The sequence below is a fragment of the Candidatus Hydrogenedentota bacterium genome (assembly GCA_013359265.1).
GTDB lineage: Bacteria > Hydrogenedentota > Hydrogenedentia > Hydrogenedentales > SLHB01 > JABWCD01.
Genome location: JABWCD010000006.1, coordinates 303,253 through 329,525, shown reverse-complemented (window position 1 = coordinate 329,525; position 26,273 = coordinate 303,253). Strand labels below are relative to the sequence as shown.

Here is a 26,273-nt window from a genome sequence, read left to right as displayed (position 1 = left end):
GTCTTTTACGTGCTCCTGCTCGTGAGTCGTCATCGTACTCGCACTCGAAACTCGAAACGATCGAGTACGATGACGAGCATGAGCACGAGCACGCGGTGTGGCCTTCCGAGAGACGCTGCAGTGGACGTAAAATCCTTCGGTGCGGTGAGAAATGCTCACGAGTAAGCCCTTGAGCGCACAGTCTTTTACGTGTTCCTGCTCGTGAGTCCTCATCGTACTCGCACTCGAAACTCGAAACGATCGAGTACGATGACGACTCACGAGCACGAGCACGCGGTGTGGCCGTCCGAGAGACGCTGCAGTGGACGTAAAATCCTTCGGTGCGGTGAGAAATGCTCTCGAGTAAGCCCTTGAGCGCGTGGCGAGAGGATTTTTCACGCGAACAGCCTGTATAGTCGTGAACCTATGGAACTTCATGTGTCGCAACGTATAGCACACGTCGTTGCCGTTCGCGTGAAGAATCCGGGTTAGAAGTGGAGTTTTCATGAGCGTACTTACCCCACGGCAAATCGTCGAAGAACTCGACAAATACATCATCGGCCAGCACGAGGCGAAGCGGAAGGTCGCGATTGCATTGCGCAACCGGTGGCGCCGCCAACAACTCTCCGACGCGATGCGCGACGAAGTCACGCCGAAGAACATCATCATGATCGGGCCTACGGGCGTGGGCAAGACAGAGATCGCGCGGCGGTTGTCGAAACTTGCTGATGCGCCGTTTATCAAGGTCGAGGCGTCGAAGTTTACGGAGGTCGGCTACGTCGGCCGCGATTGTGAATCGATGATACGCGAACTCACCGAGGTCGCCGTCGGCATGGTGCGCGAGGAATTGACCCGGGAGGTCGAGACCGCGGCGAAGGCCGCTGCGGAACGTCGTCTGCTCGATTTGCTCTTGCCGCCGAAAGAACGGCCACAATACGTGTTCCGTCCGTCCGATCCCAACGCCGGCGACGAGGCCCCTGCCCCGGCGCACCCCACCGACGACGGCGAGGCGCGCACGCGCGAATTCCTGCTGAATAAAATGCGCGCGGGCGAGCTCGACGATCGCGAAATCGAACTTGACGTGCGCGAAACCGGCAAGACCTCGATGATGCAGGTCTTTTCAAACACCGGCCTCGAAGAGATGGGCCTCAACGTCCAGGAGATGTTCGGCCGCCTGATGCCGCAAAAAACCAAGCGCCGCAAAACCACCGTCGCCGAGGCGCGCCGTATCATCGAAGCGGAAGAAATCGAAAACCTGATCGACATGGACGTCGTCGTGAAGCGTGCCGTACAGCGCACGGAGAATTCCGGCATTGTCTTCCTCGACGAGATCGACAAGATTGCCGGGCGTGGCTCTAAGGGCGCCGGGCCCGATGTGTCACGAGAGGGTGTACAGCGTGACATTCTGCCGATCGTCGAAGGCAGCACCGTTATCACGAAGTACGGGCCGGTGAAGACGGATCATGTCCTGTTCATCGCCGCGGGCGCCTTCCACATGACGAAAGTCTCGGACTTGATTCCCGAGTTGCAGGGCCGCTTTCCAATCCGTGTTGAGTTACAGAGCCTGCAGGCGGAGGACTTCGTGCGCATCCTGCGCGAACCAAAAAATTCGCTCATCAAGCAATACGAAGCCATGCTTGCGACAGAGGGCGTCACAGTCGAATTCACAGATGCCGCCGTGAACTCAATGGCGCGCATTGCGCAGCAGGTCAACGAACAGACCGAGAACATCGGCGCCCGGCGTCTGCACACGGTTATGGAGTTTCTGCTCGAAGACATCTCCTTCGACGCGCCCGAAACCAAGGGCAAGACCGTCACGCTCGACGCGCATGAGGTGGAGCAACGCCTCCAGAAGATTATAGAGAGCCGCGACTTGAGCAAGTACATTCTGTAACCATGCGGCTCGCCGCTTATGTTAAGAGAGTTTCGCTTACCGAGTTCCGGGTAGCCCACGTCAAAAGGCACGCAAACGTTGATTAGGTTCGAGTCACTGGAGCGAAACGGCGCGCGCGTTGCCGCAATGTCCGATCTATTGGATGGCGACTGCCGCCTAAACGGCGACGAAGGCGCGAATTCGCGTCATGAGTTCTTCCGCGCATGCGGGATTGTCCCGGGGCATATAACTGCGGGCAAGCAGGTACATGGCGCCACCGTCGCCGTGGTCCGCGAATCCGATCGTGGACGCGGCGCAACGAGCACGCTCGACCCGTTCCCGGAGACCGACGCGCTCATAACCAACATCGCCGCCCTGCCGCTCGTGATCAGCATCGCGGATTGCGTGCCGGTATTCCTGTTCGATGCCACGAAGCGCGCGATCGGGTTGGTCCACGCCGGGCGCGTAGGCACGCAACACCGGATTGTGGCCAACGCCGTCGATGCGTTACGAACCGAATACGGTACGATTCCAGCGGACATTCATGCCGTCATTGGCCCGTCCGCAGGACCGGAAGCCTACGAGGTGTCGCACGAAATGGCGGCGGAATTCGCGAACCTCGGTCTCCCCGTTCGTGGGCGCTGCATCGACTTGTGGGAAGCGAACGCGCGTCAACTCGAATCCTGCGGCGTTCCCCGCGCGCAAATCGAGATCACCGGTATTTGCACCATTACCAGCGGGCGGTTTCACTCGCACCGCGCGCACAACAATGGCGCGCGTAACCTCGCGCTGTTTATGTTGTAGGGGGCGGTGTCGCGGCGATAAAATCCACGACCGCCTTCGCGAGTTCCTCGCCCTTGTCTTCCTGAAGGAAATGCCCTGCTCCGGTAATCGTCGTGTGCGATTGGCCCGCGCACCCGGGGACCAACTTCTGGAACGCCGTGTCACCGCCCGCCGTAATGGGATCGCCATCGCTGAACGCCGTCAGGAACGGTTTCTCCCACGATTTCAGAACGTCCCACGCCCGCCGATTGGCGGCCGCCGCGGGATCGTCCGGCGAAGCCGGCACCAACGTGGGAAACGCGCGCGCCCCCGCCTTGTACGATTCGTCAGGAAACGGCGCGTCGTACGCCGCGACGATTTCGTCCGCGACACCCTGCGCGCACCCCATTGTGATGATTCGCCCCACGTCGAACACCGGCACCGTCTGCGAGAATTCGCGCCACTGGAAGAACGCGTCCGGCAACTTCTGGTCGCCCGTGGGCAGGAACGTGTTTGCCGCGACGATACGAGCGAAACGATCAGGGTGTTCCGCCGCCACGCGCAATCCGATCAACCCGCCCCAGTCCTGGCACACCAGCGTAATGCTGGTTAAATTGAGCGTCTGAATCAGGTGCGTGACCGACTCGACGTGGAAGAGGTACGTGTACACCTCCCGCGCCATTGGTTTGTCCGATCGGCCGAAGCCGAACAAGTCCGGCGCGATGACGCGGTGCCCTACTCCTGCCACAATCGGAATCATCTTGCGGTACAGGAAGGACCACGTCGGCTCGCCGTGAAGCATCAGCACCGTGTCCGCGTTCGGGGGGCCTTCATCGACGTAGTGCATTCGCATCCTGCCGTACCGGGCATAGTGCGGTTGAAACGGATGTCCCGGCAGATTGACAAACCGTTCGTCCGGCGTGCGTAGGAATTCCATCGTTTTCCCCCTTCTCGAACCGCTCCACTACCCTCAGTATCCGACGGCGCGTTGTGCAGTGCAACTCGATGCATTCGGGGGCGGACAAGTGGCATGTCTCCAGGCGAAATGCTATAACCCGCGAAGGGCCGCTTGCCCGATCGCGGCAACGCGGCGCGGCGCATGTAAACCGATGACGAAGGAGAATAAAGTGAGAGGTTGTGTTGTATTTGGCTGGGCGCTGTTCGTCTTCGCCGGCGCGTTTTCGTGGGCGCAGGCGCCGGGCGTAACAGTCGGCGCCTATCAACAGGACGTTGCGGCGACGTACACCGGCAACGATGGTCTCCCGTCGAACAACATTTCCGCGCTCGCCGTCGCCACAAACGGCCATGTCTTTGCCGGAACGGACAAGGGCCTCGCCGAATACGACGGCAGCGCATGGAAACCGCTGACAAACGAGGCAGTATCCGCGGTAGCTGCGTACAAAGACGGAGTTGCTGTGGCATCGGGCGAGACAATCTCATTCCTGGCCCCCGGTGCGAATCCGGAAACGCTTGCGTCCTTCCCGGCTGTAAACATCAACGCCATGTCCACCGTCGGAACCGCGATCTACCTCGCGACAACGAGCGGCGTGAAATGGGTGGGCCGCGGAAACGTGTATTCGGAGGACGAACTCGACGGGATGGCCGGAAGCGCGAAAGCGTTCTATTGCGTCGCAGGCGGCACGGACTCGACGGTAGTGGCCGGGGGCGATGCGGGCCTCTTCGAAAAGGACCCTGCGAGCGGCAAGTGGAATCCGCTCTATCCAAGCGCAAGCGATGGCCGTAGTTGGGCGCCGCGGAACGTGAGGGGCGCCGCATTCGACGCGGCGGGCAAATTGTGGTTTGCCAGCACGCAGGGCGCTGCCTGCTATGACGGCGCGTGGACGTTGTACGAAGGCAAAGATGGCCTTCCGTTCAACGACTTCACCGGTATCGCCTGCGGGCCCGCGGGCGAGGTATGGTTTGCCACGACGATGGGCGCGATTCGCTTCGAGAACGGCACGTGGAACTATCGTCAGGGCCGCCGCTGGGCGCCCAGCGACACGATTCGTGCGGTAGCCGTAGATGCCAAGGGAAGCGCGTGGCTCGCTTCTCCGGAGGGCGTGGGTCTCATCGAACGTCGCCCCATGACGCTCGCCGAAAAAGCCAAGTGGTACGAGGACGAAATTGACAAGTACCACCGCCGCACCGAATACCAGTACGTGCTCGGGTGTTCGGTCGAGAAGCCCGGCGACAAGTCCGCGCACAAGAATACCGACAGCGACAACGACGGCCTCTGGACCGGCATGTATGGCGCGGGCGAATGCTTCGCGTACGCCGCTACGAAGGACCCGAAAGCCAAAGCGCGCGCGAAACAGGCGTTCGAGGCGCTGCGGTTCCTCAGCGTTGCGCCGGTCGATGGCGAAGTGAAGCAGCAGCCGGGGTTCGTCGCGCGCACGGTAATGCCAACAACCGAGCCCGATCCCAATCAGCGGCCAAACTACACGCTCGCAGGCCAACAGAAGGAACAAGAGGACGACACGCTGTGGAAGGCCTACGTGCCGCGATGGCCGCTCACCAAGGACAAGAAGTTTTGGTACAAGACCGATACAAGTTCCGACGAACTCGACGGCCACTACTTTTTCTACGCGGCGTACTACGATCTAGTCGCCGATACAGACGAAGAAAAGGAACGCGTGCGCAGGGTCGTCAAAGACATTACGGACCATTTGGTACGCAACGACTTCTGCCTTGTCGATCATGACGGGACCCCAACGCGCTGGGCGGTGTACAGTCCGAAGCAGGTCAACCGGAACCCGCTCTGGTCCGTCGAGCGCGGCTTGAACTCGCTCAGCATGCTCTCGTATCTCACGGTCGCGGAACACATGACCGGAGATGCCGCGTACACAAAGGCCATCGACACGCTGCGCAACGAGCATAGTTACGATACAAACGCGATCGTCGCCAAGCTGCAGCACGGCTTCGGCAGTGGCAACCATTCCGACGACGAAATGGCCATCATGTGTTACTACAACATCGTCAAGTACACAAAAGACGACGATCTCAAGAAGCGCATGACCTACGCGTTCTACCGCTACATGGCGACCGAATGGCCGGAGATGAATCCTTTTTTCAACTTCGCCTATGCCGCCGTCGGCCAGGGCGCGACGTTTACGAACGCGTACAACGAGTGGAGAATCGATCCGTGGGATGGCTGGCTCGAAGACGCCGTGGACACGCTAAAGCGGTTTCCGCTGGACCGGTTCAACTGGGAACACAAAAATGGACACCGGCTCGACATCATTCCGCTGCCTCGTGTGCAACGCGGCGACCCCGTCGAGCCCGCGGCGGACGTCATGCGCCAGGCGCAGGGCTACCGTGTGAACGGCAAAGTGCTGCCGGTTGATGAGCGGCATTTCGGTCACTGGAACACGAACCCGTGGTCGCTGAACTATGGGGGCGACGGTAGCCAACTGGCGGATGGCGCGGTGTTCTTGATGCCGTACTACATGGGCTTGTATCACGGGTTTATCAAGGAGTGATACACACCTGAAGGGTGAACCGAACCCCTCGAATTGGGTTTTGGCGCTCTTGCGCGTCATCGTACTCGTGGATCGATATATCGGCTTTCGACGTGTCGAATACGACGACGAACGCGCGAGGGTGAAATGCGTGCCTGGCGCTTGGTAGTGTAGATGGAGTGAAGTCCGATCGGGACAGACCACAAGGGCAGGGGGCCTGGACCTGTTATTCCCTTGCGGCGATGTGCCTGTCTGCCCCGATCGGGCTTCACTCACATTTTTTCCACGCTAACTTCCCATTAACGTCTCGTGTCTGGCGCGCCCTCTTCCCACATTCGCTTCCCAACGAAATATGTATGGAGGCGGGCGCGCGCACGGGGTTTACACGCGCCCGCTCCCCGCTCTAGCGCCTCACTGCTGGGCGGCCCACGCCTATCGGCGTTTGCCCGCCTGTCGAGCAACGGCCTATGGCCGTCGATCCCGGAGTCAGCTAGGTCTTCCGCACGCTCGCGGCGCGTCCCTTCCAGTCCAGGCCACTGTCCGGGCCGGTGTTACGCGGTCCCGGCAGCGCAGCGCGAAGCGCGTTGCGGCGGTAAAACGCCATGGGCGGGCACAAACGCATGGTCCTCCGGCACAGATGTTCCACACGCCCCGCCCACGGCGGTAAGCCAAATCACGGACACCCAACCGACGCACACAGTACAGCCCCAGGGAGAAGGCGTTACACGGGCAGCGACGGCGAAATGTGTTGAATGGCGAAGCTACGGCAAATCCAGCAATTACGTGGCTGCCGGAATTGATCTATCTATTGCTATTGCGAGAATGCGCAATTCGTCCCGCGCGCCAACGGCGCAACGCAACCCTGGCCAGGGGCATCGCCCCTGGAAAATGTCCACGCCCCTATCACCGCGCGCTGAAAGCGCACCGCTCAAGTTTTCATAATCTCAGGGGGAACTCAGTACATGACGACTCGTTCGCCGCGGCGAATCGGAATCGAGTATTTGCCTTTGTCACCCTGCAATGCCCGCGCCTGAAGCTACGCTATTTCTTGACTTGCTCTAACCAAAGCAACCTTGGAACTCTGATTCGTTTCTCGATTGGATCCGCCGTCGCTCGCCCGTGGCCGAACCCGGCCCGGCATTACGAAGTTCGTGCGTCGGTTTCGCCGGGTGCGCATGGAGCGCGATGAATACCGCCAAAAAACCGCAGGACTGCCTTCGCTCGCCTTCTTGGCCGTTTCTGTCCTTTTCGTCCTTTATCCAATCATGCTCGCGAAAGACACCTTTATGGATATGCGGCAAGCCATCGCCATTGCGGGCCAAGTCCAAAGTCCAAGATTTCTAGAATCCTGCCCGTTGCCTTGGTGGTGGCGCGTGCGTGTCGCCGACACGTTCCATCCAGGTGCGCATGTGTTCGCAAAGCGTCGAAAGGTCCGACGCATATCGCGGATCGGCGACGATATTGCTCAGCTCGTAGGGATCGGTTGCTTCATCGAACAGCGCTTCTTCGTTCGAATCGGTCATCACGTATTTCAAATCGCCCGACCGCACCATACGATGTCCCTGCCCGGCTTTGCCGCCCACACCCACGCACTCGCTGGCGACATAGCGGCAGTTCGATCGCTCCGGATACTTCAGCGCTTGCCGCAACGACGCGCCCATCAGGTGCTCCGGCAGGTTGATGCCCGCAAAGTCCAGCAAGGTCGGGTAAATGTCCAGGCTGGAAACAAGCGACCGAATCCGCGTGCCGGGCCTCCGCACCCCATACCCGTGCGCGAACATCGGCACGCGCACAGACTCCTCGTGCATCGTGATCTTGTTGCCGAGACCGTGGTTGCCAAGGTGGTAACCATTGTCCGCGAGATAGATAAATGTCGTCCGCCAGGACTCGTCCGATTTCTGCACGAAATCGAACAACTCGCCGATTTGCTCGTCGAGGTGCGAGATCGTCGCGTAGTAGGCGTGCATGAAATCGCGGACCTGCTCTTTCGTCCGCGGCGGTCCAGACGAAAGGCTCTTGTAGTTCTTTGTGAATGCCGTGTCGCGGTAATACCGTTCTCCAGGCACACCTTGGTTGTAGATGCTTTCCGCGGGCGGCGACTCGCGGAAGTTTGGATCGACGTGCAAGTTGTTTACGTCATACAAGTCCAGCCATTCCTGTGCCGGCAGCAGCGGAACGTGCGGCTGGTGCGGCGCGACCCACAATAGGTATGGTTCGTCACGACCGGTGCGTGACGCCAGAAACTCTTTCGCAAAATCGAAACTCTCGACGTCGTATACGTCGTTGTTCTCCTTGCCCTCGGTGAATCCATATGCCTTCGGGTCCCCGAGATGCGACTTGCCGCAAAACGCGGTCGCATATCCCGAATCGGCCAGGACCTGCGCAAACGTCTTGTACCGCTTCTCCTCGACGACACACTTCTGGAACCCGGTTGCGTCCAGCCCAACGGCCCCATGCTGCTGGGGGAAAAGTCCGCTCATGATGCTCGCCCGGCTCGCCACACAGATTGGGGACGCAACATAGCACTGATCGATAATTGCCCCGCCGCGCGCGATGCGATCCATGTTCGGCGTCTTTACCGAGGGATTGTTGTAGCCCACCGCGCGGTATGTGTGGTCATCGGAGAAGACGACGACGAAATTGGGCCGCCGCGATGCGCGCCCGCCCGTAGTGGCGCAGGACGCGCCTGCCGCAGCGGCAGCGCCGGTTAGCGCACGAAGCACTTCTCGCCGAGAAAGATTCTTGTTCGGCATAAATTAAGCCCCCGCAAGTTCGATCGTGATGTTTTAGTCCGGATATGCCCACGTATTCAAACCGAGACATTCGTGCAAAATGTCGCGATTTGCGCATATTTCGTGAAAATTTTCCTTTAACGATCCGGCTCCGAGTGGTACACTCTAGGTGGGAAGTGAAGCGTGACTGGGCGCGACGTACGGGCTGGGCAACCGAACGGGAGTGACGGGCCATGCACAAGATTCCCACTGCACGAGATTGCATGTCGACCTGGTTTGCGACGCTGCGGCCGGACATGGAAATCTACGAAGCCATCGACGTGCTCGAAAACAAGCGCGCAGCAGGCGCCCCGGTGCTCGACAGCGACGGCAACCTCCTTGGAATCCTGACGGAAAAGGACTGCCTGCGCGTCATCTCGAACGCCGCCTATCAAGGTCTTGCATCCGGGTGCGTGCGTGACTATATGTCCGAGCCCAAGGCCGTCGTCACAACGGATATGGACCTGTTTACCGTCGCCAAGCAGTTCCTGGACACCAACTTCGCGGTCTTGCCCGTGCTTGAAAATGGAAAGCCGGTCGGGCGCATCAGCCGTCAGGACATGCTGCGCGGCATTCAGCAATTGCAGCGCGACTTTGCGCGCGACCGTGCGCGCGAGGACGAGAAGCTGAAAATGCAGTCCAACCCCAATTCTATCGAGGAACGGCAGCGCCTCGTGGGGCGGTTCGACCCCAAGCACTTTGCCGCGGTGATGCGGGATCGGCTTCACAGCTAGACTGTGCAATCCGCCGAGGTTGCAGTTGACCCGTTAATCGGCTAGTCTGCCGAGAGGCGCCCCCTGCGGTGCGGAGTTCGTATGCGGGCGGCGCGAAATCTCTGCAAGGCAGTCACGTCATGAACGCCGATCTTTCGCAAACCATCGATTCTCTCGTGCCCGAAATCGCCTCGCTGCGGCACGAATTGCATGAACATCCCGAGATTCGATTCGAGGAAAAGTGGACCTCCGATCGCATCGCCAAATTCCTCGATACGACCGGCGTCCCCTACAAGCGCGGCTACGCAAAAGGCACCGGGATCGTCGCAACGCTCGAAGGCGCTTCGCCCGGCAAGACGGTCCTGCTCCGCGCGGACATGGACGCGCTCGAAATTCAGGAGGATACCGGCCTTCCCTACGCGTCGAAGATAACGAATCGTATGCACGCCTGCGGGCACGACGGCCACAGCGCATGCATGTGCGGCGTCGTGAAGACGCTGGCAACGCACCGCGACCGCATCAAGGGTACAGTGAAGTTCGTGTTCCAGCCGGGCGAAGAAGAAGCGGCGGGCGGGCGATTGATTGTCGAAGAGGGCGTGCTCGACGGCGTTGACGCCGCGTTTGCCTTGCACGGGTGGCCGACGCTGCCCGTGGGACACATCGGCATACGTTCCGGGCCCATGCTCGCGGGCGCCGGCGTCTTCAGGCTCGTGGTCCATGGAAAAGGGTGCCACGCGGCGGACCCCGCGGCGGGCATCGATCCCATTTCTGTCGGCGCGCACATCACGACGGCGTTCCAGACCATTGTCAGCCGCGAAACAAACCCGTGGGACGCCGGCGTTGTGAGCGTAGCAAAGTTCCACGCGGGCTCCGCGACGAACATCATTCCCGAGAGCGCCGTGCTGGAAGGCACATACCGCAGCCTGAACGACGCGCAGCACCTGCGCATCGAGGAATCGATCCGCCGCATCGCCGAACACACCGCGGCGTCGATGCGCGCGCGCGTCGACGTGCACTTCTCGGAGAACCGCTATCCGCCCTTGTACAACGATCCCGCGATGACGCAGTTCGTCATTGAAACGGGCCGCGATCTGTTTGGCGGCGAGAGCGTGACGCAATTTGATGCGCCATACATGGGCGCGGAAGACTTCGCGTATTACCTTCAGAAAACGCCCGGCGCGTTCGTGTGCGTCGGCGTGAATCCGCGCAACGACGCGCCATATCCGCCGTTGCACAGCCCTAAATACAATTTCGGCGATGGGCCGATTCCGGTAGCCATGCGGCTGATGTCGAACCTGGCCTTGCGCTTCCTCGCTGCGAAATAGCGCCCCGTGCAACTGCAGCGAAATTGGCGTGCCGACCACATCCCGGACAATACGCGCCATTGCTCCTATAGGTTGATTCAAAATGACTGACATCGCCACAACCTACCTCGATTCCGTACTCTTTCGCTTTCGCAACGCGAAATCGCTCGGCGACAAGGCCCTCGCGCAGCTCTCCGACGAGGACATCATTTGGACTCCCGGCCCCGAATCGAACAGCATCGCCGTCATCGTCCAGCATCTCCACGGCAATATGATGTCGCGCTGGACCGATTTCCTCACAAGCGACGGCGACAAACCGTGGCGCGATCGTGACGGCGAATTTGTCGAACCCGATACGGGAGATAAGCAGTCGCTGCTCCAGAAGTGGGAACAAGGCTGGGCGTGCCTGATCGGCGCAATAGAATCGCTTACGCCCGGCGATCTTATGCGCGATATCGTCATCCGCGGCGAAAAGCTCAATGCCCTCGACGCCATCAACCGCCAACTCGCGCACGTCCCGTACCACGTCGGCCAAATCGTCTATCTCGCCCGCATGCGAAAGGGCGACACATGGCAGACCCTCTCCATCGCGCGAGGGCAATCGAAGGACTATATACCGTCCAAACGCGACTGAGACTACACGCCATGCTAACCAACGAACTTCCGTACGAAAAGATCATCTTTGTTTGCACCAACCGCCGCGATCCGGGCGAACGCATCAGTTGCGCGTACGGCGGCGGATGCGATTTGCGCGACGCGCTGAAGGAAAGGGTCAAGGCGCGCGGACTAAAACCCGCCGTGCGCGTGAGCGCATCCGGTTGCATGGACAAGTGCGAGGATGGGCCTAACATCATGATCTTCCCCGACAACATTTGGCTGTCCGGCGTGGAGGAGGAGGACATCGAGCCCATCCTCGATGCAGTCGTCCGTTCGCTCGAATCCGGCAGGCCAATCGAGTCGATCGCACCGTCGGCGCGGCCGGAGACGCCCTAGGCGGTCGCGCCGCGCGCTCGCAACCGCTTGAGCACGGATGTGTAGAAGCGATGCACCGCGGCACGGCGCTCGTTCACAGCCGAAAGCAAATCACCGCTGATTCCCAACCGTTTTCCCAGCCGATTTCGTTCGTCTGCGTTTCCCGGAAGAATGCTCGTCGAGCGTCCGTGTTGGACGCGCAGACGGTTCTCGATGCGCCGAAACAGCAGATAGGTATCGCGTAGATAAGCCGCGTCCCCCGCATCGATCGCGCGCGCGTGCGATAGCGCCTCGAGCGCGTTCGACACGTCGCGCCGCGCCACCTCGGGATGCGTCGGGGCGTGCTCTAATTGCAGCAAGCGAATGCCGAATTCCAATTCGGCCATACCGCCGTCGCTCTTTTTCAAACTCAACGGCGACGACGACGCGGCCAGCCTCGTACGAATGTCTTCAATCTGGTCCAAATTCTCCCGCGTTACCGGAAGCGCATACGCGAGCGCCTTGGTCTCCGCTTCGATGCGCGCCGCAAACTCCGCATCGCCCCCGACCGCACGAACCTTCACGAGCGCCAGCCGCTCCCATGCTTGCGCGTCGTTCCGGTAGTACTCGCGCAGGCGCGCGTCGCTCACAACGAGGCTGCCTTTGCCCCCGTCCGGCCGCAGCCGCGCGTCAACGTCATACAAGTGCCCATACTTGGTCGGTTCTTTCAGCGTGCGGATGATGTGCGACGCCACTGCCGTAAAGTATTCGATCGGCGAAGCGCCGCACGCGATGGCCACACCGGACTCATATACGAAGACCAAATCGAGATCGCTGCCGTATCCCAATTCGCGGCCCGCAAACTTGCCCAATGCAAGCACGGCGAAACCCGCGCTGCATTCGCCAAACTTGTTCGCGGCCGATTCGCGTGCTCCGTCGATCGCGAAACCAAGGCACACCTCCGCAAGTTGCGTCAACTCCCGGCTGATTTCTATCACGTCCACGCCGAGCACCAAATCGCGCATGCCGATGCGAAGCGTTTCGCCGCTGTGCAAACGGTACGGCGCGGCATCGCCGTCCACCGCTCGGCGCAAACTCGCTAGTTCAGCCTCCAGCTCGTCGCGCGAAACGAAACGCTCCAACGCGCTTCTGCGGCCAACCGTATCGAACAGGCCCGGATCGCGCACCAACAGCTCCGAAAGATAGGGGCTGTCCTCGATCAATCTGACCATTTGCCCCGTCAATTCCGGGTTGAACGCAAGCATGTCGTAGATCACGCCCGGCGCGCGCAGTCCCGAGAATATCTGCGCAAGCCGCAGCAGTGTCGCATCGGGATCGTTTGCGCGTGACAATGCCTGAATCAGCATCGGCGCGACGTTCAGGAACCGTTGCCGCACGTGCAACGTGTGCGGCCGCTCGCGGCGGCCCGTGTACAGCGAAAGCAATTCTCGGCGCGCGGCCTCGACATCGCCGAAACCGAGCGCGCGCATGCCGTCTTTGCCCGCGGCGCCGTCCGAATGCGGATTCAGCAGGTCCGTCACCCACAGATTGCCGCCGCCTTCCGTCGCCAGAAATAGATCGAGAATCTCCCGCGTGGCGTTTGCGCGGTCCGAATAGTCGTTCATGAACGACGCGCCGTTCGCGTAGCCCAGCCGCCGCGCAAATGCGTCGCGCTCCACCGGATCGGAAGGCAGGCGATGGCGCTGCTGGCTGCCTTCGATCTGGAGGCGGTGTTCCACGTGACGCAAAAACACGTAGTTGCTCGATAAGGTCTGCGCATCCAACGGACTGAGCAGATGGTGCTCGCCGAGCGCGCGAATGGCGCGCAGCGTCGGCGCGACGCGCAACTCCGGTATGCGCCCCCCGTTCAGCAATTGCAGCATCTGTACCGTAAACTCGATGTCGCGGATACCGCCGCGCCCGAGCTTTACTTCGATGTCCGTCTCTCCGCGCTGCGCAATCTGCGCCTCCATCTGCTGCTTGCCGTTACGAATGTCCTCGAGTGTGTCGTCGTCGAAGAACTTGGGAAACACGAACGGCCGCGTGCGCTCGACGAAGCGCGCCCCTAACTCGAGATCGCCCGCAACCGGCCTCGCCTTGATCAACGCCTGCCGTTCCCACGCATGCCCGACGCCCTCGTAGTATCGAATCGCGCTATCCACGTCGACCACCAGCGGCCCCATGCGCCCATGCGGACGCAGCCGCATGTCCACGCGGAAGATGGCGCCTTCCGCCGTCTGTTCGGCGAGCACTTTGATCATGCGCTCGCCCAGCTTGTGGAAGTACTCGGAGTTTGCGATGGGCGGCGACGCGCCGCCTTGCGTCCTGCCGTCCTCGTCAAAGAGAAAAACAAGATCGATGTCCGAACTGAAATTGAGTTCGCGCGCCCCGAGCTTTCCCATGCCTAGCGCGACGAATGAAGCCTCGCGATCGGAATCGTCCGCCATCGGTTTTCCATATCGCGGTTCAAGTTCCAATTGCGCGCACCGAATCGCCGCCTCGCACGCGGCATCGGCAAAGTTCGAGAGATCGTCGGCGACCGCTGCTACATGACTGTGTGCCACAATGTCGCGCGCGGCAATGCGCAGGATTTCGCGCCGCCGAAACCGCCGCAACGCTTCGCACCGGGTCTCAAACGTATCGAAGGTTGAGACTATCTTTAGCGCCTCGCCGACGACGTCGGCGCGCTGCCGCGTTTGACCCAGGTCCGCTTCTTCCCAGAGCCACATCATGTATTCGGGATTACGGCATACGATGTCCGTTAGGAAATGACTTTGCCCCAGCACAATAACGACAAGACGCGCGTACGCGGGCGCGGCTTCCATAAGATCGAGATCGAGTTTGGGTGTGCGCGACGCATCGAGATAACGTCCGAGCCGTACCAGCGCGAGGTTTGCGTCGGGCGATTCCTCCAGCGCCGCGGCGAGGTTCTCGGCGAGCGGGTTGCGATTTTCACCGATCAATGCGTCCAACGTCTGCCCCGCGGCGCCCGGGTCCGTAAACGCGACGCGCGAAAACTCCGGTCTCACGCAAACCTCCGCATCGCCAGCCACAGATTCGCGATCGATTCGCCCGTCTCCGTCAGCAGTTCCTCAGCGCGTTGCATCGCTTCGCCAAGCGGCATGGGACCGTTGCATATACCAAACACGGCGTGGATGCCCTGTTCGTACACGGCGCGGTATCCCCGGCCGATCGTCCCCGCAACGGCGACAACCGGAACGCGGAACCGCCGCGCCACGCGCGCCACGCCCACCGGCGTTTTCCCCTGGGCGGTTTGCTCGTCTATGCGGCCCTCGCCGGTGATGACGAGATCGGCGTTCGATACCGCTACGTCAAGTCGCGCCGCGTCGGCGACAAGTTCGACGCCGGACTGCAATCGGCCGCCCGCGAACGCCATCAGCCCCGCGCCCAGCCCCCCCGCGGCGCCGGCGCCGGGATAGCGCGCGACGCCGTCGCGCACCTGCAATTCGACGACGCCGGCGTAGTGGCGCAATGCCGCCTCCAATTCCTCGACCATCTCCGGCGTCGCGCCCTTCTGCGGGCCGTATACATACGACGCGCCATTCGGGCCGCACAGCGGATTTGTCACGTCGCACGCGACCAACACCTCGCACTGCGCCAGGCGCGGATGCACATTCGCTTTGTCGATATGCTCCAGCCGCGCCAGCGCGGAACCGCCTGGCGGGAGTTCGTTACCCTGACCGTCGCGCAGCGAATAGCCGATTGCCTGCGCCATGCCCGCGCCCCCGTCATTCGTCGCGCTGCCCCCGATGCCGAGAATCATTCCCGTCACGCCGCGGTCGAGCGCCGCGCGCATCAGTTCGCCAGTACCCCGCGTGGATGCTACACGCGGATCGCGCTTGTCGCGCGGGACGAGCTCCAGCCCAGAGGCCGCGGCCATTTCAATCACCGCGGTGCGCCCATCGCCGAGAATGCCCCAGACGGCGTCAACCGCTTTGCCCATCGGGCCCGTCACACGCGTCGTTTGCAGCGTGCCCTTCGTCGCACTCACCAGCGCATCGACAGTCCCCTCGCCCCCATCGGCCATCGGCACGCATGTAATCTCCGCGTCCGGACAAGCCCGCCGCACGCCCGCGGCAATCGCGCTCGCCACGCGCGCGGCCGAAGCGCATTCCTTGAATGAATCGGGAGCTATCACGACACGCATCGCGCGATGATATCAAATCCGAACAGCCGACTCAGCGCACGCGTACCCCCACCTACGATCGCGGGATGCCCCAAACGTCAAACAATCCACGCAAACCTTCCCGTGCTCGTGCTCGTGCTCGTAATCGTGCTCGTAATCGTAATCGATCTTCTCGTTCTTCTCGTTACCAATCCGCCGAAGTCACGCGTTTCGCGTGATGAAAGAGGAAAAGCTCCGCTTTGCTTCCCACACATCCTCGAGCCTCCCCCGCATTCCAAAAACCCGATTCCCAACTCCCCAACCCTTCCGCAAGTTGACTTCACCCCGTCCTCCTCCCAAAATCTACACGCTTGGGTTAGCATTTTCAGCGGCCCTTCCGCGTAGCGGGCACTTAGTCTGGAGGGAATCTTCATGCGTCTTTCACGTCGTCAATTCGTTGGTCTAATTGGCGCCGCCGGCCTGTCGGGCTGCGCCCGCCTCGGGTTGGACAAGGTGGCCGACAAGGTCAAATCCGTCGACATGATGCCCGGTTCCCCGGGCAAGGTTACGTTTGCTGCGATCGGCGACATTCACGTGCTCGACGCGCGCAGCACCGGAATCGTCAATCAAGCCGCTGCGAAAATCAACGCCAATCCCGACGTTCGGTTTACCGTGGTATGCGGCGATCTGGCGACCGACGGAAACTGGCCCGAGCTGAAACTCGCGAAGAGTTCGCTCGATCGGCTGCAACGCCCGTATTTTGCCATTCCCGGCAACCACGACGTCTGTATGAAGACAAAAGACATCTACGCAAACTACCGCAAACAATTCGACGCGGCGGACTGGCGCCACGAAGACGAAGGCTGGCTCTTCATGGGCATCGACTCGACCAACGAAGATAAGTCCGATGTGGCGATCCGCCCCGACCAGATCGAGCGGATTCAGGAGCAACTCAAGCGCACGAACAACAAGCGGCCCATCGCACTGTTCTCGCATCACCCGTTCAACCCGAACACGAAAGCCTACCGCGTCCAAAATGCCGACGAGGTGATCGCCTTATTTTCCGGCCACAACCTTAAGCTTGTCGCCGCCGGCCACTTCCACGGCAACCAGGAAGAAACCCGCGACGGCATCCTCTTCACGACAACGGTCTGCTGCTCCACCACCCGCGACAACCACGACGGCACTATGTCAAAGGGCTACCGCCTCTTCCACATTGAAGGCGAAACGATTACGACGGAGTACGTCGAGGTGATGGCGTGAAGAGCGCAGGCGAATAACGTGCCCGCAAATTGCAGTCGATCCGAGCAACGAACGGATCTGCGTTTGCTCGTTCTTGTCGTGCTCGTAATCGTGCTCGTAATCGATTCCACTCGTTACGAAGTTTCCACTTCGTAACGCACTCTTGAAAAGCTCTGCTTTCGAATGGTCCCTTTTCGCCACCTCACGAGGAAATAGCCTTTTCATGAAGACTCGCAATCGCAGTCGAATCGTGTGCTTCGATGCCGCGTCAGTGCGCCACTCCGGCCAGGCTATTGCATGAACTGCATTTATGTTTCCGAATCCGAGGTTTATGCGAGTCGAGCGAGAGATTCTCGGTACGGCGTGATCTTCTTAATCGTGTGACTCAACTTTCTCTCGGCCACCTCGATACCGTGCGCCGCCTGCGCACGCAGCAAATATCCACTCGACAACCCGAAGAAGCGGCAAAGCCGCAAGTCAGTGTCCGCGGTAATCGCCCGCTTGCCCGCTACAATTTCGCCGATACGTTGCGCCGACACGCCAATTTCTTTCGCAAGACGATCTTGCGAGATGCTCATTGGAACCAAGAATTCCTCGTGGAGCAGTTCACCCGGAGTTACAGGTTTCCGTCGATGCATACTGCCATCCTCTTAATGGAAACGGAGAGGTGTTTCACTCCGTTTGTTGGCAGGCATTGCTCAAGCGCAGCCTACTCGAGATCGAAGTCCATCACAAGTGATTTCGCAGCAGGGATTTCGACGACCTCGGACCGGTAACGCATTCCGGCAAAGGCCGCGTCATCGCCGGCTGGACTCTCCGGGTAAGCCACGGCAAACGCCGTATAGGTGCCGTGCTCGACAAACATAACGTTGTACCCACCGTTCGGTTCCACTCCGTCTTGGTATGCAATCTTTTCTTTCAACTCGCGCATCCGGTCAATCGTGAGTTCACTTGCGTCAATTGCGCCCGGCACCAGCGCGACCATCGCCTTTTCGCCGGGATGAACGCCTTTCACTTTGCCGACCATGCCCCCTGCCGTAACGTCGAGCCTGACCTCGTTTTGCGGTTGATCCAAAACCTCGACCTTGAAATCCTGCGAGAACGATTCCGCGGGTGCGTCTGATCGAATGTACCGTATGACCTGCACGCCGTATATCCCAGGATGAATTCCGTCCACGACAAATCTACCGTCTCGATCCGTTTCGGCGCGGAGTTCCTCCGGCGCTGCGTCGGATCGTTGATCCCGCCGGATAAACAGTGACAAACCGGATAGCGGCACGTTGTCGGCCATGACCATGCCGGACAGGCAAGAAGTCCCGCTCGCCAGGTCAAAATCAAACCGAAGAGTTTCGCCTTCCGCAATTTCGAAGTGATGGTCAATCTCGCGCAAACCAACTTTCCCATAGCTGCTCGCGTGCCGGACCACACGCACGCCGTAGCGTCCCGGCTGGACTCCATCGAGCCGATATTCGCCCGACTCATTCGTCCACGCTGTGTAGGAACCGAAGGTTTTCGCGTCGAAATCGCGTTGAACCTCGACCTTCTGCCCGCGTAACGGCTCGCCTTTCATGGTCAGCTTTCCTTCAACGGAGCTTCCGCCATGCTGGGGCAGCCGAATCTCCAAATCTTTGATGTTCTCCTGCGGACCTACAGAAACTTTCACCGGTTGTGGATTGGGCGCGACTATCATGCCCATCGTGTACGCGTGGATCTCATATTCGCCCGCGGGCAGGCAAGGAAAATGGAACCGACCGGAGAAATTGGAACGCGTCTTAACGCCCGAGGTCATGCGCCCATCCAATTCGTGAACGCCGACCATACCTTCTGACCAGTTTGGCTCGGGAAATAAGACGGGGATCGCGGAGTTTGTTGGCACCGCGATTAGAATGGCCTGACGCATACCGTTTGGCGTTGGAGATACGACACGTCCCTCAATCGAACCAGACGGCGTCATTGTAAGCCTGATGGGTTGCGGCGAATTGGGCGCAAGAGGTCCAGCGATAGAACTGACCATATCGTTGGTGATCGCCTGAACCTGGACCGGCTCCCTATCGAAACGGTCGAGCAAAAAGTTCCCGTCGTTGTCACTTATCGATTTGGAACTGCCGCCGGGCATCCCCCAACGGTTTTGTTGTTGATACACATCGCCCTTTGTCTGCGCCACAACGCACGCACCTCGCACCGGATTGCCGGATTCATCGTTGATGTGACCCGCAACGCGCCATACCGGATCGATTGTAAAGTCTATGTCGTGGTAATCGTTTCCCGGCTCTACGCGAATCTCTTTTGCGGGCACAGCGGGAGATTGCGCAACGCCAAGCGAATAGGTACCTGCGGCAAGGCCGCGTATAGTATACGAGCCATCATCGCCGATGTGCGCGTATCGCTTGGCGAAGTTGTGTGTCTCCTTTGCGCTAACGCTGTATCTGTATATTCCAGGCGCCTGCGACACATGACCGGAGATTGACGCGCCGCGCACAACGACCACTTCAGCCGAAGAGACATCGCATGTAACAGGCACGGTTTGCGCAGGATCGCGTAGTGCAAAGTCCGATTTCTCCGGCTGTATCTTGTAGGTCCCAGCGGTGAGGTTTTGAAGTGTGAATACGCCATTGAGACCCGTAATGCTTTGCGTTTGAGCAGTCTGACCGTCAGACACGAGGGTTGCGGAAACTTGAATGCCGGCGACCCCTTGCCGCGTATCGTCCACGACTGTTCCGCTAACGGCAAAGCCTTCGCGTCGCTTCAAGATGATTTCTACGTTCTCTGTCTCGACCGGCACACCGGAGAACACCTGCTCTACAAAGTTGCTGGCCATGACGCGCAAGTCGTAGACCCCTCGCACCAGATTCTTGAATGCGAAGCGACCTGTTTCATCTGTTGTTGTGGTGTTAATTCCTCCCCAGAGGCCCCAGGACAATGGAATATCATATGTTTCACAACTGGGCATAACTTGTGCGTTTGGCAAGGGGTTTCCGCTTTCGTCGTGAACGGTTCCCGCTATCGAAAACAACTCGTATAGGGGAATTTCAATGAACTGATCGAACAGCCACGGAGAGTCATCAACTCGAAAGTTGCCGGCAAGATTGCCTTTTGACGCCGACACCTCATATGACCCGTAATACCCAGTGGCCTCTCCGCGCAGCGGAAAACCCCTGAACTCAAACTCACCGGCCGCGTTGGTGGTTGTCGTACGCGTGTAGGCGCCCTTGCTTGTGCCGGAATTGCCAGATTTCTTGTCTGTGCTCGTAAGCTCATTCGGCCATTCGCGCTGAGCAATCGTGACCGTGGCCCCCGCAAGGGCTTGACCTTGCGCATCGACCGCGATCCCACGAATGCGACCCTGCGGTATATCGCCCACCGTAGCCGAAACGTGTTCCTGCTTTGTTGACGCGGGACTCGTTTCAGAGGGCTCAGCACGGGCGTGGGCGGTGGTGTCTTCCGTGGATGGGCGCTTTCCGACGTCGGTGTTATCGCTCGGCGCTTGCGATTGTACGTTGCTGCTCCGCAACTTGCCTTTTGCGTGCAGCAGTCCCTGAAGGGTTGCGACAGCCACGAGCCCAACTATCGCGATGGATGCGAACTTCAGAATTGTCACCCCGCTAACGAGCGACGTGGCCGCCCCGGACGTCGAGTATCCAGGCACGCGCGCGCCCAGCATCCCCATCACGAGATTTGTCTCCTGCTTCCGATCGGATCTGACTCCCAGTTCGTCTCCGATAATATCGACCATGCGTTGTCCAAGAGCAACGCGTGCGCGTTGTAGACGCTTGGCTGCGGCGTCTGGAGTTACGCCGAGTAACTGTGCAATCGCGCGGGTCCGCTTACGCGAAAAGTAGTAAAGCATAAGCACTTCCCGCATCTCAGGATCGAGCTTCGAGATCTGTTCCCATAGCGTCTGATACAGTTCTTCACGCTCAAACGCAGGCGCGCTTGCCGGTTCAGTGTCCGATGCCGGCGTGCCGGACTCTCGCGTTCGCTTGCGCAGCAGGTCAAAGCAGCGGTTCTTTGCTACGGTGACGAGCCAAGCCCCCAGATTCGTCGCCACCGCCAGCTTGTCCCGCGCCTCGAATGCCCGTAGAAACGTGTCCTGCACAACGTCGTCCGCGTCGTGCGGGTTGGAAAGGTACGCCAGCGCAACGGCCCTGATGACGTGCACGTAGCGGTCGACAATGACGCGGAAACTCGCGTGGTCCCCCGCCCGCACCCGGCGAAGCACGGCGGCATCGGAATGGAATGGCCAAGAAGTAAGCATGGCGTTCTGCGCTCCTTTGCATAATAAACGCTGGAGCGCGGAAAAGTGGACAAATACCGACCTCTACAACCCGGAGTCTATTTGCGTTTCCGCCAGTAACCAGGGCGGCGGCTATGGTGAGCAACCGCAAAAATCTGAATCTGCTCGCCTGCTACCGTGTAAATGATTGAGTATGGGAAACGGCGCATATGGAGGCGACGTTTACCATAGCGCCAGGCTGAGCCGAGGTAAGGATGTCGCAGGAGCAAATCGACGGCATGCTCGAATTCCGACAGAAACCTTTGCGAGAACGCGGCGCCGGCGCGGTCCATACAAAAACTTGCCGCATCCCGAAGGTCTTCACGCGCCTCAGGATGCAGCCAGTATTTCATCGAAATTCGTTCTTTAGACTGGCAAGTGTTTCCGGACCGGAAACTAATGTTACGGAACCGCTCTCGAATTCCGCGTATCGCCGCTCCACTTCTGCGGCCCAAGCATCTTCAACCTCCGGATCCATATCCAAACTGCTTATCAGCCGCTCAATCAGGCGTGCCCGCTCTGCCGCGGGCAATCCGAGCGCTTCTGCTTCAATTGCTTCTACCGACAGAGACATCGTGTATTTCTCCTCGTGCGAAGGGCCTCTATATCGCCGAACACGATTCACAAGTTTACGTATAAATAGTATGCAATTAGCCGCCTTTTAACAAGAGGTGAACCAACGTCGCTCATTCTGATAGATTCCGGAACGCGCGAAACTTATCAAGGGAAATCGGAATGAAGCTACAACTTCCCGTGTGTGCCGGCGTACTGTTCGTAATCTGCCTGTTCTTGATGACTGGCGCACCCACGTTGGCTGACGAAGGCACTCCCACTCAAGGTGTCAACCTCTTCGACCGCTCCAATCTCGTTGCGTGGTGCATCGTCCCGTTCGACGCAAAGCAGCGCGGACCGGAGGCCCGCGCGGAAATGCTCGCGCGCATGAACCTCTTCAAATTTGCCTACGACTGGCGCGCGGAACACATCTCCACGTTCGACGAGGAACTTGAAACGCTCAAGCGCTGGAACATCGAACTCAGCGCGTTCTGGTTCCCCGGCGCGCTGAATGACGAAGCCAAAACTATCCTGGACGTGTTGAAGCGCCATGACGTCAAGACAGAACTGTGGGTATCGCAAGGTTTCGGCGACGTGCAATGCACGCCGGAGGAACACAAACAACGCATCGACGCCGCGGTGCTCGCCCTGCGTCCCATCGTCGACGCTGCCGCCGCCATCGGCTGCAAGGTCGGCCTCTACAATCACGGCGGGTGGTTTGGCGAACCGGAGAACCAAATCGAAATCATCAAGGCGCTCAACGCGCCGAACGTCGGCATCGTCTACAACCTGCACCATGGCCACGCGCACCTCGACCGCTTTCCGCAACTGCTCCAGGCGATGCTGCCGTACCTCTATTGTCTCAACCTCAACGGCATGTCGAAAGACGCCGAAGCGAAGGGCCTGAAAATCATGCCCATCGGCAACGGCGATCTCGACCTCGCGTTGCTGCGCACCATCCGCGACAGTGGCTACAAGGGTCCCATCGGCATTCTTGGCCACACGATGGACGACGCCGAACAAACGCTGCTCGACAATCTCGATGGACTCGAATGGCTCGTGCCGCAGCTCGACGGCGCGCCTCCGAAGGGGACCCGCCCGCACTTCCGCGTAGGCGCGAAAGAAGCGCGCGTCGAAATCGAAGACCCCACGCGCCGCACCGCACTACCTGAATTTCAGGTCATTCCTGCCGCCCATGCCGATTCGCTCACGCCCGCGCAACCGCTTCCCGCCAACTACTACGCGACGTGGAACCGATCGCACGGCGGCAATCACAACACGCGCTACGCGCCGCTTACGCAAATCACCAAAGCCAATGCGTCGCAACTAAAGAAAGTCTGGGAGTACCGCTCCGGCGACGGCCCGGCAAACGTCCAAAGCAACCCGATCATCGTCGATGGCGTCATGTACGCGCCGACCTCCGGACAACATGTCGCCGCCGTCGACGCCACGAACGGCAATGAGTTGTGGCGATTCAAACCCGACGGCCAACCCGCATTCCGAGGCCTTACCTTTTGGCCCGGCGCAGGCGATCTCGGCCCGCGACTGCTGTTCAGCGCCGGAAACTGGCTGTACGCGCTCGATCCGAAAACCGGCCAGCTCTGTGCGGACTTCGGCGATCACGGTAAAGTCGTGACCGGCGAAGTCCGCATCGCGCCCGCCGTTTTCAAGAACGCAATTGTCGTCGCAAACTACCTGCGCGACGTCTCGGCCTACGACCTCGCAACCGGCCAACCACTCTGGACCTTCCACACCATCCCGCACGACGGCGAATACGCGCGCGACACGTGGACCGATCCCGAGGACGGCGCGAACTGCTGGGGCGGCATCGCGCTCGACGATCAACGCGGCATCGCCTACGTCTCGACCGGTTCGCCGAAACCAAACTTCGCCGGCAACACGCATACCGGCCAGAATCTATTCGCAAACTGCGTCATCGCGCTCGACGCACTGACCGGCAAGCGCCTCTGGCATTTTCAGGAACTGCGCCACGATATCTGGGACCTTGACATCCCCGCGCCGCCGATGCTTGTCTCGTTCAATTGGCAGGGCAGGAAAGTCGACGCCGTCGCGCAGTTCACCAAGATCGGCAACACGCTCGTCCTCGATCGCGTCACGGGCGAGAGTCTCTTCCCCATTCGTTTGCGCCGCGCGCCCGTCTCCACCGTGCCCGGCGAACGCACCTGGCCTTACCAACCCGACATCGACCTTCCGCAACCCTTCGCGCGCCAACAGTTCACGCTCGACGACGTGACCGATCGCACCGAGAACGCGCACGCGCATGTTATGAAACAACTCGCCAACGCGAGCTACGGCTGGTATCAACCCATGATCGAAAACAAGCCCGTCGCGCTCTACGGGTTTCACGGCGGCGCCGAGTGGACCGGCGGCTGTTTCGATCCGAATACCGGCCGTGTGTACGTGTCGAGCAACCACGTCCCTTGGATCGTCACGCTCTTCCGCCCCGACGACGTAGTCCGCGATCCGAACGCCCCGCCGACCAAGGGCCAGCAACTTTACGAGGCGAACTGCCTGCGCTGCCACGGCCCCGATCGCTATGGCGTCGGCACGAACCCTCCCTTGCAGGGCCTCAACCGCCGCCTCAAGGACGACGACGTGCGCAACCAGATCAAGAATGGCAAGAACCTTATGCCGTCATTCGCGACACTCACCGACGAGGAAGTCAACGCGCTGATCGAGTTCCTGTTCCTCCGCGATGTACCCGAATCCGCGAAGCGTCCCGCCGCGACAGGCGGCGTCCCGCGCTTCACGCACAATGGCTATCCGCGCCTCAGCGACGACGAAGGCTACCCCGGCTGCAAACCGCCCTACGGCACGCTGAACTGCATCGACCTCGCGTCCGGCAAACTCGTGTGGCAGGTGCCTCTCGGCATCTATCCCGATCTCGCGTTCTGGGGCGACGACAACACCGGCGCGGAAAACTTTGGCGGTCCTTCCATCACCGCCGGCGGCGTGATTTTCTGCGCGGGCGCGGCCGATCTGAAATTGCGTGCGTTCGACGCCGACAACGGCGCCGTCCTGTGGGAACACGACCTTCCCTTCGGCGGATATGCGCCCCCAACCATCTATGAAGCCAACGGCAAAGAATACGTCGTTATCGCGGCCACCGGCGGCGGCAAGCTAGGCACAGAACTTGGCGACGCGTACGTCGCGTTTGCGCTGGATCAGAATTGATCCTGTCAAACTGCGTGCCGGGGGTTAGGGTGGGGCGAGGCTCCGTCCGAGCCGCCAGTCAAGTCACTTTTGTTTCGGCTCGGACGGAGCCTCGCCCCACCCCGGCGGCACGGTTCAAGCCTGTCCGTATGGCGTGACGCGATCCAGGCGCCGCTGCAATTCATTTGCATAGCGCCTGCCCAATGTTCCCTCGTGTTCGCTCGCCCATTTCGTCAACGTGATGCTACCGCGCGGTGGCGCATCGACATAGAGCAACCCCGCCATAATCGCCCCAATTTCCTCCCACGTCAGCACGATGTCGCCCGTAAGTAAACTCGCCGCACGACTCGCCGCGTATCCCATCGCAGCCGGCATAGACACAATTCGCCTGCGCACGCCAATCGCGGTTGCGACCGCTTCAACAAGTCCGCGATACGTGAACGTCTCAGGACCAATCCCATTTACAACACGGTTTTCTGTCTCCGACGCCAGCTCCACGGCAAGGTCCGCAAAATCCTCGACGTGAATCGGCTGAACCTTGTACTCCCCATCGCCAAATACACCAAAGATCGGAAAACGCCGCAGCGCCCATGCGATATTGTTAATCAGAATGTCCGCGCCGCCGAACAATACGGCAGGACGCAAGATCGCGTGCGAAAGCCCCGTTTCCCGCAACGCATCCTCCACCTGCGCCTTCCCGCGAAAATACTCGAACGGCGAGTCCCGCGAGGGATTCGTAATGCTCACGTGCACCACGCGCCCAACGCCCGCCCGTTTCGCCGCGTTGAACAAGACAGCACTGTTGTGGACCGCCTCCGCAAACGTGAAATGTTTACAGTTGAACCGCACCCAATACGTGTTGACCAACACATCCACGCCGAGCAATGACTTTTCCAACGCGCAGGTATTAGAGAAGTCGAGCGGCCACGCCGGAACGCGCCCCCCAAACGGGTTCCCTCGCGACCCCGAATTGGTCAGCGTCGCCACATCGCAACCTTTGTCCAAAAGCCGCTGCGCGATGTATCGCCCGCTATACCCGTACGCGCCCGTCACAACGCATCTACGAAATGTTCCGCCCATTGCGCGCAACCTCAA

At 60.1% G+C, this 26,273-nt stretch carries 18 protein-coding genes; 9 read left to right on the top strand and 9 right to left on the bottom strand.

Features of this window, described 5'->3' with window-relative positions; genetic code table 11:
• The first annotated feature begins 484 nt into the window (after positions 1 to 484).
• Together hslU and HUU46_08380 are read left to right on the top strand one after the other, a co-directional pair.
• On the top strand, positions 485 to 1,873 hold the full coding sequence (gene hslU, locus HUU46_08385) for an ATP-dependent protease ATPase subunit HslU (GenBank protein ID NUM53646.1): 1,389 nt from the start codon (positions 485 to 487) through the stop codon (positions 1,871 to 1,873).
• Positions 1,874 to 1,999: 126 nt separating this feature from the next.
• Positions 2,000 to 2,656, top strand: coding sequence for a laccase domain-containing protein (locus HUU46_08380; GenBank protein NUM53645.1), 657 nt, complete (start codon positions 2,000 to 2,002; stop codon positions 2,654 to 2,656).
• Here HUU46_08380 and HUU46_08375 read toward each other — a convergent pair.
• Positions 2,646 to 3,551 (bottom strand): haloalkane dehalogenase, encoded by a 906-nt coding sequence (locus HUU46_08375; GenBank protein NUM53644.1) that lies wholly within the window; start codon positions 3,549 to 3,551, stop codon positions 2,646 to 2,648. The two genes, HUU46_08380 and HUU46_08375, sit on opposite strands and share 11 nt — an antisense overlap.
• Before the next feature lie 190 nt (positions 3,552 to 3,741).
• Between HUU46_08375 and HUU46_08370 the strand changes: the two genes are divergently transcribed.
• On the top strand, positions 3,742 to 6,093 hold the full coding sequence (locus tag HUU46_08370; GenBank protein NUM53643.1) for a hypothetical protein: 2,352 nt from the start codon (positions 3,742 to 3,744) through the stop codon (positions 6,091 to 6,093).
• Between the two features lie 1,319 nt (positions 6,094 to 7,412).
• On the opposite strand, the gene HUU46_08365 is transcribed toward HUU46_08370, so the two are convergent.
• A complete protein-coding gene (locus HUU46_08365) occupies positions 7,413 to 8,825 on the bottom strand; it encodes a sulfatase-like hydrolase/transferase (GenBank protein ID NUM53642.1) in 1,413 nt (470 codons plus the stop codon).
• 242 nt (positions 8,826 to 9,067) lie between these two features.
• Between HUU46_08365 and HUU46_08360 the strand changes: the two genes are divergently transcribed.
• From HUU46_08360 to HUU46_08345, 4 genes are all read left to right on the top strand, one after another.
• Positions 9,068 to 9,577: a CBS domain-containing protein gene (locus HUU46_08360; GenBank protein ID NUM53641.1), complete on the top strand. Its 510-nt coding sequence runs from the start codon at positions 9,068 to 9,070 to the stop codon at positions 9,575 to 9,577.
• 119 nt (positions 9,578 to 9,696) lie between these two features.
• On the top strand, positions 9,697 to 10,881 hold the full coding sequence (locus HUU46_08355; GenBank protein ID NUM53640.1) for an amidohydrolase: 1,185 nt from the start codon (positions 9,697 to 9,699) through the stop codon (positions 10,879 to 10,881).
• An 82-nt stretch (positions 10,882 to 10,963) separates the two neighbouring features.
• Entirely contained in the window at positions 10,964 to 11,494 is a 531-nt protein-coding gene (locus HUU46_08350; GenBank protein ID NUM53639.1) for a DUF1572 family protein, read from the top strand.
• Positions 11,495 to 11,505: 11 nt separating this feature from the next.
• Positions 11,506 to 11,853 carry a (2Fe-2S) ferredoxin domain-containing protein gene (locus HUU46_08345; protein ID NUM53638.1) on the top strand — a complete coding sequence of 116 codons (348 nt, stop codon included), beginning with the start codon at positions 11,506 to 11,508 and terminating at the stop codon, positions 11,851 to 11,853.
• On the opposite strand, the gene glnE is transcribed toward HUU46_08345, so the two are convergent.
• Both glnE and HUU46_08335 read right to left on the bottom strand, forming a co-directional pair.
• The gene (gene glnE / locus HUU46_08340; protein NUM53637.1) at positions 11,850 to 14,840 is read right to left on the bottom strand and encodes a bifunctional [glutamate--ammonia ligase]-adenylyl-L-tyrosine phosphorylase/[glutamate--ammonia-ligase] adenylyltransferase; all 2,991 of its coding nucleotides are present in this window, start codon (positions 14,838 to 14,840) and stop codon (positions 11,850 to 11,852) included. The genes HUU46_08345 and glnE overlap by 4 nt on opposite strands.
• On the bottom strand, positions 14,837 to 15,979 hold the full coding sequence (locus HUU46_08335; GenBank protein NUM53636.1) for a glycerate kinase: 1,143 nt from the start codon (positions 15,977 to 15,979) through the stop codon (positions 14,837 to 14,839). Before HUU46_08335 ends, glnE begins: the two co-directional genes overlap by 4 nt.
• 390 nt (positions 15,980 to 16,369) lie before the next feature.
• Between HUU46_08335 and HUU46_08330 the strand changes: the two genes are divergently transcribed.
• The gene (locus HUU46_08330) at positions 16,370 to 17,200 is read left to right on the top strand and encodes a metallophosphoesterase (protein NUM53635.1); all 831 of its coding nucleotides are present in this window, start codon (positions 16,370 to 16,372) and stop codon (positions 17,198 to 17,200) included.
• Positions 17,201 to 17,508: 308 nt separating this feature from the next.
• Here the strand turns inward: HUU46_08330 and HUU46_08325 are convergent, their stop codons facing one another.
• From HUU46_08325 to HUU46_08310, 4 genes are all read right to left on the bottom strand, one after another.
• Positions 17,509 to 17,817, bottom strand: a complete 309-nt coding sequence (locus HUU46_08325; protein ID NUM53634.1) for a HigA family addiction module antidote protein — start codon at positions 17,815 to 17,817, stop codon at positions 17,509 to 17,511.
• 71 nt (positions 17,818 to 17,888) lie between these two features.
• Complete coding sequence (locus HUU46_08320) at positions 17,889 to 21,434, bottom strand: sigma-70 family RNA polymerase sigma factor (protein NUM53633.1); 3,546 nt, start codon at positions 21,432 to 21,434, stop codon at positions 17,889 to 17,891.
• A 77-nt stretch (positions 21,435 to 21,511) separates the two neighbouring features.
• Positions 21,512 to 21,805, bottom strand: a complete 294-nt coding sequence (locus HUU46_08315; protein ID NUM53632.1) for a type II toxin-antitoxin system RelE/ParE family toxin — start codon at positions 21,803 to 21,805, stop codon at positions 21,512 to 21,514.
• Positions 21,802 to 22,026 (bottom strand): addiction module protein, encoded by a 225-nt coding sequence (locus HUU46_08310; protein ID NUM53631.1) that lies wholly within the window; start codon positions 22,024 to 22,026, stop codon positions 21,802 to 21,804. The genes HUU46_08315 and HUU46_08310 overlap by 4 nt, the downstream gene beginning before the upstream one ends.
• A 161-nt stretch (positions 22,027 to 22,187) precedes the next feature.
• On the opposite strand from HUU46_08310, the gene HUU46_08305 reads away from it, so the two are divergent.
• A complete protein-coding gene (locus tag HUU46_08305; protein ID NUM53630.1) occupies positions 22,188 to 25,199 on the top strand; it encodes a PQQ-binding-like beta-propeller repeat protein in 3,012 nt (1,003 codons plus the stop codon).
• 114 nt (positions 25,200 to 25,313) lie between these two features.
• Here HUU46_08305 and HUU46_08300 read toward each other — a convergent pair whose 3' ends face one another.
• On the bottom strand, positions 25,314 to 26,258 hold the full coding sequence (locus HUU46_08300; GenBank protein ID NUM53629.1) for an NAD(P)H-binding protein: 945 nt from the start codon (positions 26,256 to 26,258) through the stop codon (positions 25,314 to 25,316).
• Positions 26,259 to 26,273 lie beyond the last annotated feature (15 nt).